Annotated in this window: 16 protein-coding genes; 8 read left to right on the top strand and 8 right to left on the bottom strand. The window is 63.8% G+C overall.

Annotation, left to right across the window (positions count from 1 at the left end):
* Positions 1 to 12: 12 nt before the first annotated feature.
* The 5 genes from ptsP to LFT43_RS01060 form a co-directional block, all read right to left on the bottom strand.
* Positions 13 to 1,728, bottom strand: a complete 1,716-nt coding sequence (ptsP, locus tag LFT43_RS01040; RefSeq protein ID WP_395800418.1) for a phosphoenolpyruvate--protein phosphotransferase — start codon at positions 1,726 to 1,728, stop codon at positions 13 to 15.
* A 35-nt stretch (positions 1,729 to 1,763) separates the two neighbouring features.
* Positions 1,764 to 3,815 carry a fructose-specific PTS transporter subunit EIIC gene (locus LFT43_RS01045; protein ID WP_395800420.1) on the bottom strand — a complete coding sequence of 684 codons (2,052 nt, stop codon included), beginning with the start codon at positions 3,813 to 3,815 and terminating at the stop codon, positions 1,764 to 1,766.
* An 11-nt stretch (positions 3,816 to 3,826) separates the two neighbouring features.
* Entirely contained in the window at positions 3,827 to 4,825 is a 999-nt protein-coding gene (locus tag LFT43_RS01050) for a 1-phosphofructokinase family hexose kinase (RefSeq protein WP_395800422.1), read from the bottom strand.
* Positions 4,822 to 5,634: a DeoR/GlpR family DNA-binding transcription regulator gene (locus tag LFT43_RS01055; RefSeq protein ID WP_395800424.1), complete on the bottom strand. Its 813-nt coding sequence runs from the start codon at positions 5,632 to 5,634 to the stop codon at positions 4,822 to 4,824. Before LFT43_RS01055 ends, LFT43_RS01050 begins: the two co-directional genes overlap by 4 nt.
* A gap of 417 nt (positions 5,635 to 6,051) precedes the next feature.
* Positions 6,052 to 6,243 carry a hypothetical protein gene (locus tag LFT43_RS01060; protein WP_395800426.1) on the bottom strand — a complete coding sequence of 64 codons (192 nt, stop codon included), beginning with the start codon at positions 6,241 to 6,243 and terminating at the stop codon, positions 6,052 to 6,054.
* A 717-nt stretch (positions 6,244 to 6,960) separates the two neighbouring features.
* On the opposite strand from LFT43_RS01060, the gene LFT43_RS01065 reads away from it, so the two are divergent.
* Positions 6,961 to 7,698, top strand: coding sequence for an ANTAR domain-containing protein (locus LFT43_RS01065; protein WP_395800428.1), 738 nt, complete (start codon positions 6,961 to 6,963; stop codon positions 7,696 to 7,698).
* A 73-nt stretch (positions 7,699 to 7,771) separates the two neighbouring features.
* On the opposite strand, the gene LFT43_RS01070 is transcribed toward LFT43_RS01065, so the two are convergent.
* A complete protein-coding gene (locus tag LFT43_RS01070; protein WP_395800430.1) occupies positions 7,772 to 8,203 on the bottom strand; it encodes an SRPBCC domain-containing protein in 432 nt (143 codons plus the stop codon).
* Positions 8,204 to 8,443: 240 nt separating this feature from the next.
* Between LFT43_RS01070 and LFT43_RS01075 the strand changes: the two genes are divergently transcribed.
* The 7 genes from LFT43_RS01075 (at position 8,444) to LFT43_RS01105 (ending at position 15,595) form a co-directional block, all read left to right on the top strand.
* On the top strand, positions 8,444 to 9,403 hold the full coding sequence (locus LFT43_RS01075; RefSeq protein WP_395800432.1) for a GlxA family transcriptional regulator: 960 nt from the start codon (positions 8,444 to 8,446) through the stop codon (positions 9,401 to 9,403).
* A gap of 151 nt (positions 9,404 to 9,554) precedes the next feature.
* The gene (locus LFT43_RS01080; RefSeq protein WP_395800434.1) at positions 9,555 to 9,857 is read left to right on the top strand and encodes a 4-oxalocrotonate tautomerase family protein; all 303 of its coding nucleotides are present in this window, start codon (positions 9,555 to 9,557) and stop codon (positions 9,855 to 9,857) included.
* A gap of 79 nt (positions 9,858 to 9,936) precedes the next feature.
* On the top strand, positions 9,937 to 10,515 hold the full coding sequence (locus tag LFT43_RS01085) for an NAD(P)H-dependent oxidoreductase (protein WP_395800435.1): 579 nt from the start codon (positions 9,937 to 9,939) through the stop codon (positions 10,513 to 10,515).
* Between the two features lie 102 nt (positions 10,516 to 10,617).
* Positions 10,618 to 11,235, top strand: a complete 618-nt coding sequence (locus LFT43_RS01090; protein WP_395800437.1) for an alpha/beta hydrolase — start codon at positions 10,618 to 10,620, stop codon at positions 11,233 to 11,235.
* A gap of 154 nt (positions 11,236 to 11,389) precedes the next feature.
* Positions 11,390 to 12,400, top strand: coding sequence for a LacI family DNA-binding transcriptional regulator (locus LFT43_RS01095; protein ID WP_395800439.1), 1,011 nt, complete (start codon positions 11,390 to 11,392; stop codon positions 12,398 to 12,400).
* A gap of 17 nt (positions 12,401 to 12,417) precedes the next feature.
* Positions 12,418 to 13,155, top strand: a complete 738-nt coding sequence (locus tag LFT43_RS01100; RefSeq protein ID WP_395800441.1) for an HAD family hydrolase — start codon at positions 12,418 to 12,420, stop codon at positions 13,153 to 13,155.
* Positions 13,156 to 13,195: 40 nt separating this feature from the next.
* Positions 13,196 to 15,595: a glycoside hydrolase family 65 protein gene (locus LFT43_RS01105; RefSeq protein WP_395800443.1), complete on the top strand. Its 2,400-nt coding sequence runs from the start codon at positions 13,196 to 13,198 to the stop codon at positions 15,593 to 15,595.
* A gap of 93 nt (positions 15,596 to 15,688) precedes the next feature.
* Here the strand turns inward: LFT43_RS01105 and LFT43_RS01110 are convergent, their stop codons facing one another.
* Both LFT43_RS01110 and LFT43_RS01115 read right to left on the bottom strand, forming a co-directional pair.
* Complete coding sequence (locus LFT43_RS01110) at positions 15,689 to 16,402, bottom strand: DNA alkylation repair protein (RefSeq protein ID WP_395800445.1); 714 nt, start codon at positions 16,400 to 16,402, stop codon at positions 15,689 to 15,691.
* Positions 16,403 to 16,434: 32 nt separating this feature from the next.
* The gene (locus tag LFT43_RS01115) at positions 16,435 to 16,581 is read right to left on the bottom strand and encodes a hypothetical protein (protein WP_265980757.1); all 147 of its coding nucleotides are present in this window, start codon (positions 16,579 to 16,581) and stop codon (positions 16,435 to 16,437) included.
* Between the last annotated feature and the right edge of the window lie 18 nt (positions 16,582 to 16,599).

Consider the following 16,599-nt stretch of genomic DNA (forward strand, 5'->3'; position numbering starts at 1 on the left):
CTTGGGGAAAGTCTAGAGACCCAGCTCGTCCAGTATGGGCAGCTGGGCGCGAACGGTTTGGCGCGCGGCGGATGCACTCGGGGCGGACAATGCCGCCGCCGCGAGTTTTTGGGCATGCGCAACGGTAACGGTTGCCAGCACGGCTGAGACGGCAGCCAGTGCGCGGGCGCTCATGGAGAGCGTCGCGACGCCCAGTCCAACGAGTACGACGGCGAGGGCAGGGTCCGCGGCTGCCTCGCCGCATACTCCCACGGGGCGCGCGGTGCCGGCAGCGTTCGCGCCGGCGGCAGCGGCGCCGTCGGCGGTCAACTTCACGAGCTGGAGCACGGCAGGCTGCCACGGGTCGTTGAGCGCGGCGAGCGGGCCGAGTTGGCGGTCCGCGGCCATGGTGTACTGGGTGAGGTCGTTGGTGCCTAGCGATGCGAAGCTGACTTTGCTCAGCAGGGTGGCGGCGGTCAGGGCAGCCGACGGGACTTCGACCATGACGCCGGGGATTTTCAGGCCGGCGGCGGAGCAGAGGGTTGCGAAATGCGCGGCTTCCTCGGCCGTGGAAATCATGGGTGCCATGACCCACACTTCGGCCTGGTTGGCGGCCTCTGCGGCGGCGATCGCCTTGAGCTGGCGCTCGAGGACGCCGGGGGAGGTCAGATCGGTGCGGTACCCACGGACGCCCAGAGCTGGGTTGGGCTCATCCGCGTTGGTGAGGAACGGCAGTGGCTTGTCAGCGCCGGCGTCGAGGGTACGGACCACAACCTTCTTGCCCGGGAACGCAGCAAACACGGCGCCATAGGCGGCGATCTGCTCCTCGACGGTGGGCTCGTCGTCGCGATCCAGGAAGCAGAATTCGGTTCGCAGCAAACCGACGCCCTCGGCACCGGCGTCGGCGGCTTTGACCGCATCGGCACCGGTACCGACGTTGGCGAGCAGCGGAACCCGGAAACCGTCGGCCATCACGCTGCTGCCGCTGAAGGCGGCAACGGTAGACGCTTGGGTAGCCCAAGCCTTGGCCGCAAGGCGGAGTTCCTCACCGGGGTCCACGGTGATGGTGCCGGCGGCGCCATCGATGTAGGTCTCGGTGCCGTCCCCGATCTCGTCGACCCCCGGGGCCGCGACGATCGCGGGCAGTCCCAAGGCACGGGCCAGGATGGCGGTGTGGGATTGCGGACCGCCGCTCGAAGTGATCAAGGCGATCACCTTGGCAGGGTCCAGGGTGGCGGTGTCTGCCGGGGCGAGGTCCTCGGCGGCCAGGATGAACGGAACGTCCGACGCCGGGATGCCCGGCGCAGGCAGCCCGCGCAGTTCCGAGACAATACGGGCGCGGACGTCCAGGACGTCCGCCACACGCTCTGCCATGTAGCCGCCGAGGGCCTTCAATGAGTCTGCAACCGTGGCACCTGCCTCCCAGATGGCCCGTTCAGCGGTACGTGCGCCGCCCGGGGCATCGGGGGAGAGGAGCTTGATGGCCGATTTCACCAGCATCGGATCGGCGGCCATCAAGGCAGTTGCTTCCAAGACCTCTTTGCCTTCGCCGGACGCGGTGGCGGCTCGGGCACGGAGTTCCGCCTGCACGGCCTTGGCGGCATCTTTGATGCGCTGGCCTTGCGATTCGACGGTAACGTCCGCAGGAATGTTGACGTTCGAATGGGGTTCCTGCACCGGTTTCGGCATCTGCCTCACCGGCCCCAGAACACGCCCGGGAGCAACGCCTACGCCTGAAAAGGTCTGCATAGATTAGTCCTCTACTTGCTTGCTAACGGTTGGCGTCAGGCTGCGGCAGCGGCCGGAACAGGCTCTGCCTCAACGGGCGTCCGGACTGCCCAGCGCTTGAGTGCGATTACGGTGAAGGCCGTCACCACCGCCCCAATGGCGATCGAGACAAAGAACAGGAGGAAGTTGTCGATCGCGAAGAAGACGAAGAATCCGCCGTGCGGGGCCTTGGAGCCGACGCCAAATGCCATCGACAATGCACCGGTGACGGCCCCACCGAGCATGCTGGCAGGAATGACGCGCAGAGGGTCGGCAGCAGCGAACGGAATGGCGCCTTCGGAGATGAAGGAGGCACCCAGCAGCCAGGCCGCCTTGCCGTTTTCACGCTCGGCCAGGCTGAAGCGGTGCTTGTCCAGGACGGTCGATGCGAGGGCCATGGCCAGGGGCGGCACCATGCCGGACGCCATGACGGCGGCCATGATCTGCCACGGAGCCTGATTGTCCATGCTTGCGGCTCCGAGACCGGCGACCGCGAAGGAGTAGGCAACCTTGTTGACCGGTCCGCCGAGGTCGAAGCACATCATCAGGCCGAGGATCACGCCGAGCGCAATTGCGCTCGCGCCGGTCAGACCGGACAGCCAGCCGTTCAGGCCCTTGGTGATCGCCACAATTGGTGCGCCCAGGATCAGGAACATCAGGCCGGAGGCCACGAGAGATGCAAGGAGCGGAATGATGACCACCGGCATGAGGCCGCGCAGCCAACGGGCCACCTGGAACCGACCGATGACGTGTGCGATGTAGCCCGCGAGCAAGCCGCCCACGATGCCGCCCAGGAAGCCGGCGCCCATGAATCCGGCAACAGCGCCCGCTACGAAGCCGGGTGCAATGCCGGGTCGGTCAGCGATCGCGTAGGCGATGTAGCCTGCCAAGGCCGGGACAAGGAAGCCCAGCGACAGGGCGCCGATCTTGAAGAGGACCGCTCCGAGGTAAGCACCGAACGGACCCCATGCGTTGTCCGGGAATTCGGTGGGCAGGTTGAAGATGCTGTTGTTCACGACGATCGTATCCGCGTACTTCGTGATCAGGTAACCGCCCATGAGGAAGCCGAGCGCGATCAGCAGGCCACCACCGGCGACGAACGGAATCATGTAGCTGACACCCGTGAGGAGCGCCTTCTTGAGCTTCTGTCCGATGTGCTCGCTGGCTGCCTCGGCGGCCTGCTCGGCCTGTTCCTCGGCACCAAAGTGCGGTACGCGGCGCGCATGCGGATCGCTCGCTGCGGCCAGGGCTTCCTGCACCATCTTCGCGGGTTCGTCGATGCCTCGCTTCACAGGCGCGTTGATGACAGGCTTGCCGGCGAAGCGCTCTTTGCCTCGGACGTCGACGTCGACGGCGAAAATCACTGCGTCTGCCGCTGCGATAACGGCCGGATCAAGCGGCTTGGCACCAGACGAACCCTGGGTTTCCACCTGAAGGTCGACGCCCATTTCCTTGGCCGCGGCCACGAGGGAATCGGCCGCCATGTAGGTGTGGGCAATGCCGGTGGGGCAGGCCGTGACAGCGACAATGCGCTTGGGCGCCATCGCGGAAGCAGCGCGGGCCGAAGCCGGGGCGGCTTCCGGAGCAGCTGCGGTGCCCTCGGCAGGTGCAGCTGGCTTGTCGGCCAGTGCGCCGTCAACCAAGTCGACGATGTCCTGCTCAGTGGCAGCCGCACGGAGGGCTGCCGTGAAGTCCTTTTTGATGAGGGAACGGGCCAGCTTGGAGAGCAGCTTCAGGTGCTCCTGGTCCGCTCCTTCAGGGGCTGCGATGAAAAAGATGATGTCCGCGGGGCCGTCCTTGGCGCCGAAGTCCACTTTCTGGGAGAGCCGGGCCATCGCCAAGGCGGGCTCGGTCACGGCCACGGAGCGGCAGTGCGGGATAGCGATGCCGCCGGGCACGCCTGTGGCAGTCTTCTGCTCGCGGGCGAAGGCGTCGGCGAAGAGCCCTTCAACCTCGGAGGCGCGTCCGGCTGCGGCAACCTTGCCAGCCAGGAAACGGATGACGTCGGCGGGAGAATCGCCGAGGTTCTGGTCAAGGGAGACCAGTTGGGGGGTGATGAGCTGGGTCACTGTTAGTCCTTCTAGAGGGCCGTGATGGTTACGGCGTCGGGAGTTGTTTGGTGGACCGCCGGGACAGTGGAGCCCGGCAGCGAAGCAGCGGCGGCACCGTGTGCCACAGCCTGACGGAGGCAGTCCTGCGCGGAACCGCCGCGAGTGGCGGCCAGCAGGTAGCCAGCAAGGGAAGAATCGCCGGCACCAACTGTGCTGACGGCTTGGATCGGCGGATGCGTGGCGAGCCACGCGCCGTCGGCGGTTACCAGGACGGCGCCCTTGGAACCGAGTGTTGCGAGTACTGCACCCACACCGCTGCCGACGACGGCGGCGGCGGCCCTGGCGGCGAGGCCCGGGTCCGCTTCCAGTTCGTCAGCCGTGTGGACGTCTATGAAGCCGGCTGCGGCGGCCAGTTCGGCCAGTTCTTCAGCGTTGGGCTTCAGGAGATCGGGCTTGCCGCTGATGGTGCCGGTGGAATCGCCACTGATGGCGGCCGCCAGCGGGGCCCCGGAGGAGTCAATTGCTATAAGCGGCGGACCGCCGTAAGCAGGGTCGTCGTTCCCGGAACGGAGCCGGCGGGCGACCGTGGCGTAAAAATCTGCCGGAACTCCTGGTGGGAGCGATCCGGCCAGTACCACCCAGCTCGCGCCACGGGAGCGGTCAAGCAGCAGCCCGATCAGGGCTTCCTGCTCGGCCAGGCTCAACTTCGGGCCGGGTTCGTTGATCTTGGTGGTGACGCCGTCCGGTTCGGTGAGCGTCACGTTGCTGCGCAACGGCTCACTGATGGGGAGCGCTGCGTAGGGGACGCCGTCGTCGAGCAGTCCCGCGAGGACGGGATCGGAATCCCCGCCGGGAAGGACGGCGACGGTGTCCAGGCCCGAGGCGACCAGCGCCCGGGAGACGTTGACGCCCTTGCCGCCAGGGTGCTGGTGGACGGCGACGGCGCGCTGCACCTCGCCGCGGGCAAGCGGGGCCGGGAGCTCCACGGTGCGGTCCAGGCTGGGGTTGGCTGTCAGGGTGACGATCATGCGATCACCACGTCGACGCCGGCCTCGGCCAAAGCGGCGGAGAGCTCCTCGGAGGGTTCCTGGTCAGTAATCACGGTGTCCACATCTTTCAGGGCAGCGAACTGGACGAGCGTTTCCGCGTCCAGCTTGGAGGAGTCCGCGAGGACGACGACGCGCCGTGCGGACGTGACGAAGGCGGCCTTGACGGCGGCTTCTTCGGAGTCAGGGGTGCTGAGCCCGAATGTGGCATGGATACCGTTGGCGCCGACGAAGGCGATGTCCGGGCGGAGCCGGGAAGCTGCTTCGACCGTGGACTGCCCTACCGCGGCCTGAGTGAGGCCGCGGACACGACCGCCCAGGATCTGGAGGGAGATGTTCGGGTTGCCGGACAGTCGCCCGGCGATGGGGATGGCGTGGGTGATAACCACCAGTTCCTCATGCGCGGCACTTCCGTTGGCGGAGGCCAGATGCTGGGCCGTGCGTTGTCCCAGCAGGCGGGCCAGGGCCTCTGTGGTGGAACCGGCGTCGATCAGGATGCTGCCGGCCGCGTTCTCGGGGATGAGCGCAAGGGCGGCCTCGGCGATACGAAGCTTTTCCGGTTGGCGCTGGATGGCGCGCTCAACAACGCTTTCCTCGCGGGTGCTGAGGCGGTCTGAGGGGACAGCCCCGCCGTGCACGCGGCGGAGGTTACCGGCGGATTCGAGGGCAGCGAGGTCACGGCGGACAGTCTCGGTGGTGATGCTGAATCGGTCCGCAAGGTCCGTGACGCTGACCCGTCCGCGGTCAGCGACGAGCTCGGAGATCAGCTGTTGGCGCTCTTCAGCAAACACATACCCTCCATTGCGTACAAGCGATCAAGTACATCAGTGACAGCGATCACATGATGTGGAATTGCTTGACTCTATCTTTGTTCGTGTTGATCTGTCAACAGAAAACAACATAAACAAAGATTTTGGGAGTGTGTGGGAATGGCTGAGGTGTGTTGGGGGCTCGGCGGACGGGGGTTGTGGGGCGGGGAGCGACGGATTTTGCTGGATCATTCGAAGATGGCTGCCCGCGGGCCCCGGAATGGCGGGGGCAACGAGTTTGGATGCTGGAGTGATCCAGCAGAATCCGACGGCGGGCGGGCCCGACGCGCTCCAAAGAGCGACGCGCCGGCGCGATCGACCGGTCCGGCGCAGGGCTCGCCAGCCTGGATGGGTGGTCAAAGTAAAGCTGGCTGCCCTAACGCCGGACCGGAAAGTGCCCTACGGCCACTCGATCCCGCTGCGGCCCGGGTAGTCGACGGGGAGGTTGTCAGGGTCGGGAGGGTCCGGCAAGCGGAGCTGCGGAGAGGTATGGGTTTCCTTGCGATGCCTGTTTCTTTGTTTGTCCAGTTGGTCGGACTTTTGCTCAGGGTCGCCTTCGGGACGTCGGTTCTGTGTACTTTCGAGCTTCACGATGCTTCCTTCTGTAATGCTGCAAATGCGGCTAAGCAGGTATTTCCAACTCGAAACCGCATCTGCATCTCAAGATCTTGGTGTGGAGAAGGGTTTCCGTGGGAGAACTGCGAGATCGGGGCCGGCCGGACCGCGGTGTTTCGAACCTTCGCACCGAACTCTTCACCTCCCCGAGTGGTTCGCCGCAATGGAAATAGTGGTTTCCGAACTCCAGGAGGCCATCCTGAATCCCCCGACGATTCAGGATGGCCGCCGCCTGCTGGACAGTGGCTGGGTGGCTGTAGGAGAACCCGCAAGAGATACACGTGTAGAACACGGCAAGCCGTTGGGAACACCGTGGAGTCTGGGCCTGGATGGATTCGATGTACAGGTGTGTGTCTGTGTCACAACCGCTACACCACAGGGGAAGGACGCCGGACTGATGAGGTTCGTGAGGTACCGGGGATTCGGAGATGGTCGACATCGACTAGCTCCGCCCCGGTATCAGGCATTTGCTCATGGGGCGGCACCTTCATGTTGAATGAAATGGCGCCCGGCTGCTTGAGCGAAACAGGCCGAAGACTCGACCCTTGTCCGGTGGTCTGAACGGACTGTAGAAGAATTGTGCACTCCACATCCCCGGTGCGCAACCCCGGCGGAGAGTTTGTCCAAGTGATGGACGCTGAATTGGGATGCCCTTTTTCCTCCGTTGCTACCCTGCTGCTCGTAGACTGAGCCATGGACGAAATGAGCCTGGATGCCTCGGTTGTGGGGCAGCTCCAGGATTTGGTCATCGACAGTGAGGACGTCAGTGGCTTCCTTGAAGACCTTGCGGTGTTCACTGCGTCGTCAGTGTCCGCTACCCGGGGCCAGGACGTCCTGTGCGGGGTCACGCTGAGCCGACGACGCAGATCGATGACGATCGCCGGAAGCAGCCACGAAGCACGGCTCATTGACGAGGTGCAGCAAGCTTACGGAGACGGGCCGTGTTTGGAGGCGATGAGAACCGGGAAGTCCGTCCTGGTTTCTGACACGTCCGCGGACTCGCAGTGGCCTGAATACTGCACCACGATCGCGGAACGCGGGCACCTGGCCGTGCTCTGCGTCCCCTTGAGACTGGAAGAGGGCGCGACGGCGGCGATCAACCTGTTCGCCCGGCAGCGCGATGCCTTCGATGAAGCCTCCATCCGCAGCTGCGAACAATTCGCAAGCCAAGCGGAGAAGGCCTTGAGGCTGGCGGTTCGGATCGGTGCCAGGCAACAACGTGCAGAGGACCTCGAACAGGCCATGCGTTCCCGGACCGCCATCGATCTGGCAACCGGCGTCATCATGGGCCAGAACAGGTGCAGCCAGGAAGAGGCCTTCAGGATTCTAACCAAGGCCTCAAACGGAAGGAACCAGAAACTGAGGGATGTCGCGGAATCCCTTCTCCAATCCTTGACGAACGAAACGCCAGTTTCGCATTTCCAGCCGTAAGCGCCCAGCCCCTTAGGCGGCCCCAGCCCGCCGGCCGGCTGGGTCCCGGGCGGCGGAGCCGTTGGTCCGCGGCCTAGTTGCGCTCCGCGATATTTTTGACGCTCTCGACGAGGCTGTCCCACATTCCCTTCGAATGTGCGGCTTCATCGGCGCTCGCGTTGTTGTCCTGGGTCAGGGTCAGCTTGGTAGCCGCACCTTCGGGCTCCAGCGTCCAAGTCAGAGTGTGATAGTTCCCAGGCTCGTCGTCTTGGCCGGACAGCGGACTGAAATGGGTGTTTACCAGCCGCCTCCCGGGCTCGAATTCGAGGATGACGCCCTTATCTTCATACGCCTTGCCCTTCCAGATGCCGCGCCAGGCGATGGGTCCGCCCACTGTCCAGTCGGTGACAACATCGGTTCCGAACATGAACTCCCTGATGGCCAGGGGGTCGGTGAGTACGGACCACACGCGATCGGCGCTGGCCTGGATCGCGATGCATGAACTCGCAATGAAGTTGTCCGTCATGTCCTTCTCCTTCTGCAGCCTGCCCGCGTCCTGAAGCTCGCGAAAGAGAGTCTACGCCCGGGGTGGAGAGGCCAACGCGGGGGCTTACGTCGGTGCGACGGTAGTCTTGCCGCTGCTTTTGCGGTAGGTGATGCTGGCCGTCTAGACAACAAGTGTCCGTTGGCGTACAGTTACGCAGCTTTCATGCGCAAGAAGCGCATCAAGGCTGCGCACCACATTTTGGAAAGACTACGGTGAGAAGTGAGTGATCGAAGCCGGGCTATCGGGTTCTTGATCCATGACAACGTGACAATGATCGACGTTGCCGGTCCCGCTGATGTGTTTCACCATGCAAATGCCTTTGGGGCCCACTACGACACTGTCTTGGTTTCCACCGACGGCAAAGCCAAGCGCGCTTCCAACGGACACTATTTGACCGCCGAGGCCGCCGCAGGACATACAGGGGCCTTGGACACGGTCATCGTTCCGGGTGCATACGGGATGGTCGCCAGGCCTTTCGAGCCGGAACTAGTCGAGGCGGTTTCCCATCTAACGAATGATGCCAGCCGGATCGCTTCCGTCTGCACCGGTGCATTTCTCCTGGCGCACGGGGGCTTGCTGAACTACCGGAACGCGACCACTCACTGGACCCAAGTCGAACGGTTCAGCAGATCATATCCGCTGGTACATGTTGTCCCTGATGCGTTGTTTGTGCAGGACGGTTCGATCATCACCTCTGCGGGTATCAGTTCCGGGGTGGACCTGGCCTTGTTCATCGTTGAGGAAGACTACGGCCCCGACGTTGCCCGCGCCGTCGTCCGTCAAATGATCATTTTCAATCAACGGCCGGGAGGCCAATCCCAGCGCTCGGTCGCCGTCCGCGTGAGCGCTCCCCGTGACCACGTCCTCAGAAAGCTTTTGGACCGCATCACGGCCGATCCTGGCGCAGATTACTCAATTGACGCAATGGCTGCCATGACGAATCTCAGCGCAAGCAGCCTCGCACGGCTATTTCAGGAAGGCACCAACACCACTCCTGGTCGATACGTCGAAATGGTGAGGATCGAAGCGGCTCAGGCAATGCTCCAGCGAGGAACCACTGTCGCCACAGCGGCAGCCGCAAGCGGATTTGGCAGTGCTGAGACGATGAGGCGGGTCTTCACACAGAAGATCGGAATGAGTCCCTCGCTGTATCTGGAACGCCTCCTGTCGCAGCCCTGATGGTTCCCCGGCCCTCACCACCACCCACCTCGGACACGCGCTGACGCTATCTGTGGGGTGCTTGACGGCATCTGCGGGTCCGCCGACGCCGGCCGTGGTCAAAGCTTGGTATACCCGGGCAATCCGGAGCACCCAGAAAGAGGAGAACGCAATGCCGTTCGTAAATGTCAAGCTCGTCGACGGAGTCTTCACGGAAGACGAAAAGCACCGGATGGCGGCGGCCCTAACTGACGTAATGGTGAAGTTTGAAGGATCTGAAGCTTTCCGCGAGGTGGTCTGGGTCCTCATCGAGGAACTGCACACAGACGGTTGGCACATCGGCGGTCTACCGTTCAGGGGGCCGGCAAGCCTGATGGACGGACTTGCCCGCTCCAAGAGCCTTTACGAGTCCATCGATGGCCACCCAGTTACTCGACCGGAACTGGCCGAGAAAGCACCCGTGCTAGAAAAGTGACACCATCTGCTTCACTTCTCACAGTCCGTGTTCGCCGTGGATCATTGCAGTTCAACCTTCGGATTTGTTGGAGCAAAGTATGAAGACATTACTTATCGTCGGCCACCCCGACCTCCGCAGTTCGCGCATTAACGCCGCGTTGGTCGAGGAGTCAAGGGCCATTGAGGACGTTCACACCCGCGTCCTTTCCGACCTGTATAGAGCGGACTCCATCGATGTCCAGGCTGAACAGGATGCCATCGCCAGGGCTGCCCACATCGTGCTGCAGTACCCCACGTTCTGGTACGCCATGCCTTCAATTCTCAAACGCTGGCTGGACGAGGTTCTAACCCGAGGTTGGGCCTATGGGACTGGAACTCCGGGAGCCCTGGCCGGAAAGACGCTCCGCATTGTTACAACGACTGGTGGCGCCTTGGAAGGCTACGGCCCCGACGGTCTCCACGGCTGGGAGTACGAAGCAATGCTTGTGCCGCTAAAAGCAACAGCGCGGCGACTCGGCATGTACTGGCAGGAACCGCTGGTCATCCACGGCGTCCGAGAGTTGGATGACGCAGGCGTTCGGCGGCTTCGAAGCAGTTTTCACGAGCTGTTAACGGAAGGGCGCCAGAACCACTGGCCTTTGGAAAATCTGAGCCCCTTCGAACCAGCCAATTCCTAGGGCGTGGTGGCGCCGAGCAAATGAAACCCGCGACTGGCGGACTAGGCGACGGCGTCCACCTCTCGAGGTGGTGGACGCCCTCGTTGCGCATAGGCTCTTTCCATGGAAACAGTCGCCTGGTCCAAACCGGAAAATGAGCGCGCGGGGACGCCGCTGCTTGTGATGATGCACGGATACGGTACGGACGAACAGCGAATGGTGAATCTCTTTCCGCAGCTTCCCCGGGAATTCACTTGCGCCGCGCTCCGTGGGCCCATGCCGATCGGCGACCACTATGGCTGGTTCCTGCTGGACTACTTCCTCGCCAACGACTTTGCCGACGTCATCACCGCCACCAACAAGGTGTTCGCCTGGATTGACTCAGTCAAACGCAACCACAGCAGCGTGAGCCTCCTGGGCTATTCCCAAGGCATGGCCATGGCCAGTACCCTCCTGCGGCTTCGTCCGGAAGGCTTCATGGCGACCGTGGGCCTCTCCGGATTCGTCCTGCAAAACGATCTTTTGGCCCTCAGCGAATCCTTCGACTCGCCACCGCCGTTCTTCTGGGGTAGGGACAAAGCTGATCCCGTGATCTTCAGTGATGCAATTGAGCACACCGCGGAATGGCTCGACAAAAACACCGCCCTCACCGCGCGAACCTACCCCGGCATGGGGCATCGGATCGAGGCCCCGGAAGTGGCTGATGTCAGCGCGTTTCTGAAGTACTACGTCCTCCACTGAGGTGAGGTCCGCGTCACATTCAGTGACGCTGGAAAACAACTCTTGATTGCCAAAATTGTAAGCGCTTACACTCTTCTTCGGCGGTGCACGGATGTGCCGCCTAATCCAGAAGATGAAAGGGTTGAGGCCGTGTTGAATGGTTAAGGCTCAACGCGTGACAATTCAGGACGTCGCAGTCCTCTCAGGCTTGTCCATCTGCACCGTTTCACGCGCTCTGCGGAACCTGCCGAACGTGTCCGAGAAAGCACAAGCGAAAGTGTGCGACGCCGCCGCCAAGCTCGGCTACAAGGCATCCTCCGCCGCAGCCCGGTTGGCCGGCGGAAGTACCGGTTCCATCGCGATCATCGCCCCCACCGCCACGGCCTGGTTCTTCGCCCAGGCCGTCGAGGCAGCCGAGGAAGTGTTCGGAGACAGCGGTTTCGACACTGTTTTGATCAGCCTGCGTGGCAAGTCGAGCGTCAAGCGGAAGATCTTCGGCGACCTCCTTGGCCTGTCCCAACGCGTGGATGGCGTGCTGCTCCTCAACGTTGACTTGAGCGAATACGAGGTTGCCCTCCTGTCCGCATCCGGCCTTGCAGTTGCAAGCGTGGGGATGACTTCCGTACCGTGGGACAACGTAGGGATCGACGACGAACTTGCGGCTTGGCAGGCCACCTCGCACCTTTTGAGGCTGGGGCATTGGGATTTGGCGGTCCTTTCCGGTCGCGAAACCCAGGAGAATTCCGTGCTGACGTCCAGCGACAGGCTCAAGGGATTCGGCAGGGCATTGAAAGACCATCACCTGACCGTTCATCCGGATTTGGTCATCAACTCGGATTCCACCATCGACGGCGGCCGCAAAGCCATGAACGAACTCATTGCCCACAGAAGCCTTCCCACGGCGGTCTTCGCGGATTGTGATGAGGCGGCCTTCGGAGCCCTCATGGCCATGCGCGAGCATGGACTGTCCGCGCCGAAGAATGTCTCCGTGATTGGAATCGATGACCACCCCATGAGCTGGTTCCTTGGACTGAGCACAGTGGCGCAGCCGGTGGCCGACCAAGGTGCCTTCGCTGCCAACCTGCTCGTGGACCGCCTCCAGAACGCCGACGCCCCCAACGAACCCTCCAACCATTTCCTCGACACCAAGCTCATTGAACGCAAAACCACGCGCCGCCAGCGCTGAACGGACCACTGCACACCATGACTGATACCCGAGCAACCCAGAAAACTGCCTGGACGGGCGCTGCTGCGCTCCTTTTCGACCTCGACGGCGTACTGACGCCCACCGCCGTCGTGCATGAGCAGGCCTGGCAGGAGCTCTTTGACGGCTACCTGGCGGAAACCGGCCACCCGGACGCCTACCAGGAGAGTGACTACTTCGACCACATCGACGGCAAGCCGCGCTTCGACGGTGTACGGGATTTCCTCACCTCCCGCGGAATCAGTTTGCCGGAAGGACCCACCGACGACGATCCCGCCAACACCAGCGTGCAGGGCCTGGGAAACCGCAAGAACCGGATCTTCAATGAGATCGTGGATTCGCGCGGCGTCGAGCCCTACGCGGGTTCCGTCCGCTTCATCCACGCCGCCTTGGAGCTGGGACTCAAGCTCGCCGTCGTATCCTCTTCGCGCAACGCACCCGCCGTACTGAAGGCGGCCGGACTGGATGGCTACTTCCCTGTGGTGGTCGACGGCCAGGTGGCGGCCGCCGTCGGGCTTCCCGGAAAGCCGGACCCCGCCACTTTCCGTTACGCCGCCGCGCTGCTGGACGTTCCCGCCGCGGGCTGCGTTGTGGTCGAGGACGCAGTGTCCGGCGTGCAGGCCGGCAGCGCCGGGAACTTCCGCGCGGTCATCGGGGTGGACCGCGGGGCCGGCCACCAGACCCTGCTCGACGCCGGTGCAACGTTCGTGGTCGACGACCTCGACGATCTCCTCTAACCAAGCCGTTTCACCAGAAACAGAAGGAACCCAACAGTCCATGGCACTCATCAGCTCAGATCGGCTGCGCTTCCCTTGTGAACCGTGGAAGCTCGTGGAGAGTATCCACGTTCCCGGTGACGCCGGCACGCTCGAAACCCTCTTCAGCCTCGGCAACGGCCACCTGGGCATCCGCGGCGCCCACTGGGCGGGGGCGGACGCCGAACTTCCCGGCACGTTCATCAACGGTTTCCACGAAACGTGGGACATCAAGCACGCCGAGAACGCCTACGGTTTCGCGCGCACGGGACAACGGATTGTCTACGTTCCCGATGCAAACAACTTCAACGTTGTGGTCGACGGTGAGCAACTGAGCCTCGCCGAGTCCACGGTGCAGAACTACCGGCGCAGCATCGACTTCGCCACGGGCGTGTACGAATGCGCGATCACCTGGGAATGCCGTTCCGGGGCCACGGTCACCACGGTGGAGCGCCGCGCCGTCGGGATCGAATCCAGGGGTTCCCTTGGCATCGAACTGAGCCTCACCGCCGATCGCCTGGTGTCTGCGGACATCACGTCCCTGGTGATCAACCGGCAAGACCAGCCGGTGGATGACCACTCGGCCCACGACCCCCGCCGCTCAGGCCGCCACGCCGGCCGGGTGCTGGTCCCGCTCCACCTTCAGGGTTCGGACGGTTCCCTCCGCCTGGCGTGGGAAACCGCGGAATCCCGGCAGCGCATCGGTATGGCCGTGGACCACTGGATCTCCGCAGAGGGCCAGCCGTTCGAAACCGTGGTGGGGCAGGACGAGTCCACGGTTCGCTACGTCATGGCAGTGAGCGAGGGCGAAACCTTCCGCTTGGAGAAGAGCGTCAGCTACGTGGTGAACAGTGCCGACGCAAGCGCGGCAGAGCCGGGCGAGATGCTGGCATCGGATGCTGAACTGGGGCTCGTGCCGTTCAACACGATCCTGGCCGAAGGCGCTGCGCACTACCACGACTACTGGTCTACCGCGGACATCACTATTGGTGGCCAGCCCGAACTGCAGCAGGCCGTGCGCTGGAGCTTGTTCCAGCTCGCGCAGGCGACTGCGCGTGCCGGCGTCGCGGGCATCCCCGCCAAGGGAGTCAGCGGCTCGGGTTACGAGGGTCATTACTTCTGGGACCAGGAGGTGTACCTGTTGCCGTATCTGACGTACACCAACCCGTCAGCTGCTCGGCAGGTCCTGGAGTCGCGCCATGCCATGCTGCCCGACGCCCGGATCCGGGCCAAGGAGCTGAGCGTGGACGGAGCGCTCTTCCCGTGGCGCACCATCAACGGGCTCGAGGCCAGCGCCTACTACGCCGCCGGCACCGCGCAGTTCCACATCGCCGCCGCCATCTCCTTCGCCGCCAACCGCTACCAGTGGGCCAGCGGCGACGCCGGCTTCCGCACCGAGGTGGGCGCCGATCTGTTGATTGAGACAGCGCGCATGTGGGCTTCGCTGGGCTTCTTCGGCAAGGACGGCTTGTTCCACATCCACGGCGTCACAGGCCCTGATGAGTACACGGCTGTGGTCAACGACAACCTCTACACCAATGTCATGGCCCGCTTTAACCTGCGTGCTGCCGCGGCCCTGGAACATCCTGACGTCCCGGAAACCGAGCGGATGGTGTGGCAACAGGCCGCCGCGCGCATGTCCCTTCCCTACGATCCGCACATGGAGATCTACAGCCAGGACAACGACTTCATGACCCTGGAGCCGTGGGACTGGTCCACGCCGCGGTCCAAGTACCCGCTGTTGCTCAACTTCCACCCGCTGGTGATCTACCGGCACCAAGTCCTCAAGCAAGCGGACACCGTGCTGGCGATGTTCCTGCAGTGGCAGGACTTCACGGCCGAGGAAAAGCAGCGCGCGTTCGACTTCTACGATCCCATCACCACCGGCGACTCCACCTTGTCGGCGTGCGTGCAGGGGATCATGGCGGCCGAGGTGGGCTACTCCGACGTCGCGCTCAAGCACTTCACCGAGGCACTGTTCATCGACCTGGACAACACGCACAGCAACACCGTGGACGGCGTGCACATCGCCTCCACTGGCGGCATCTGGAGTTCCTTGGTGTGCGGTTTCGCGGGCATGCGGGACCAGGGCCAGGTCCTGCATTTCGATCCGCGGCTGCCAGCGGAGTGGGACAGCCTGTCCTTCCGGCTCAAGATCCGTGGGAGGCAGCTGTCTGTCGAGCTACGCCCGGGGTCCATCAGCCTTGCGCTGGTTGCGGATTCAGGTTCAGCGCCCGACGCCGGTGCCGCGCCTTTGGAGGTCCCCGCACCTATTGAGCTCAGCGTACGCGGGCAGCGGCTCGTCGTCGGCGTCGAAAGCGTCACCGTGCCGCTCGACGCGGTGCCGGTCCCCGCGCCGTCGGTCTTCCCGAGCCTCTTCCCGACGGCGGGACTCCCCGTGATCGGTAGCGCGCGGGTTTAGCCCATCGATTGCTCCCCGCCGGCTCCCAGCCTTCGCAAGCTAAGGCCGGTGGGGAGCAGTGGATTCACCGAAGGGCGGCCCGTGCGCGCAGGTTCATTTGGAAAGATCAGTGCCGTGGACGCTGCGCCTGCGCGATTTCAGTCCGGTCTCGAGCTTGGTCCGCACCTCGCGCTTCACTCGGGCGGCGAGCTCGGTCTCATGCGATTCCAAGAAGGTCCGGACGGCACGCGGATCCCAAGGCACCAAGGAGCGCAACGCCCAGCTGACCGCCTTGACCACTGTGTCGTCGCGATCGTGGATCAAAATCCCGACGACGGCGAGCGTGCGTTGCGTATCACCGGTTCCCCACCGCGACCTGGTGTTGAGCACGGTGGTGGAAACGAGGGCGATACGACGCCACCAGTGGTCCGGGCTCCGTGCCCAGCCGTCGACGTCGGAGTCCGAGATGAGCCCTTCGCGCCACGCTGGCCCTACCAGGATGGTCGCGAAGGCATCCGCCTGGCCCCAGGAGGCGATACCTGCCCCCAGCTCTTTCAAACGAGACGGTGTGAGGGCCGCAAAAGCCGCCCGGTGGGCATTGATGAACTCCCATCCCTCCCAGTCAAAGCCGGCTTCCACCAGGCCTTCGGCGAGACTGAAGACGACGGCGGCGTCCAGAGTGGAGATTTCCGCGGAGACTTTGCGGCGGACGGCACGGAAGCTCGCAGCATCGTGCTTCTCCAAAGCGCGCAGTGCCTCGAGGACGCGCGCCAACAATTGCCCCGGTTGGGTATCCCCCGGAGAGACGAGCACTCCGTGCGAAACCATTCTGCGCCCCGGATTTCGCGGGCTGAACGCGGTTACGCGGGGGCGTCGTCGGTATCCGGCCCTTCGGCAGGTTCCTGGCTATGAAGGCCAGTATCGTGGGACACCCAGCCCTCGGTTTCCCCTTCGGCAGGGGCGTCACTGTGGTGGCGGACGTCGTTGGGATCTGCTGCTTTGTTCATTCCGGATGCTTCCTGTCC

This window comes from Arthrobacter sp. FW306-04-A, from assembly GCF_044358315.1.
GTDB lineage: Bacteria > Actinomycetota > Actinomycetes > Actinomycetales > Micrococcaceae > Arthrobacter.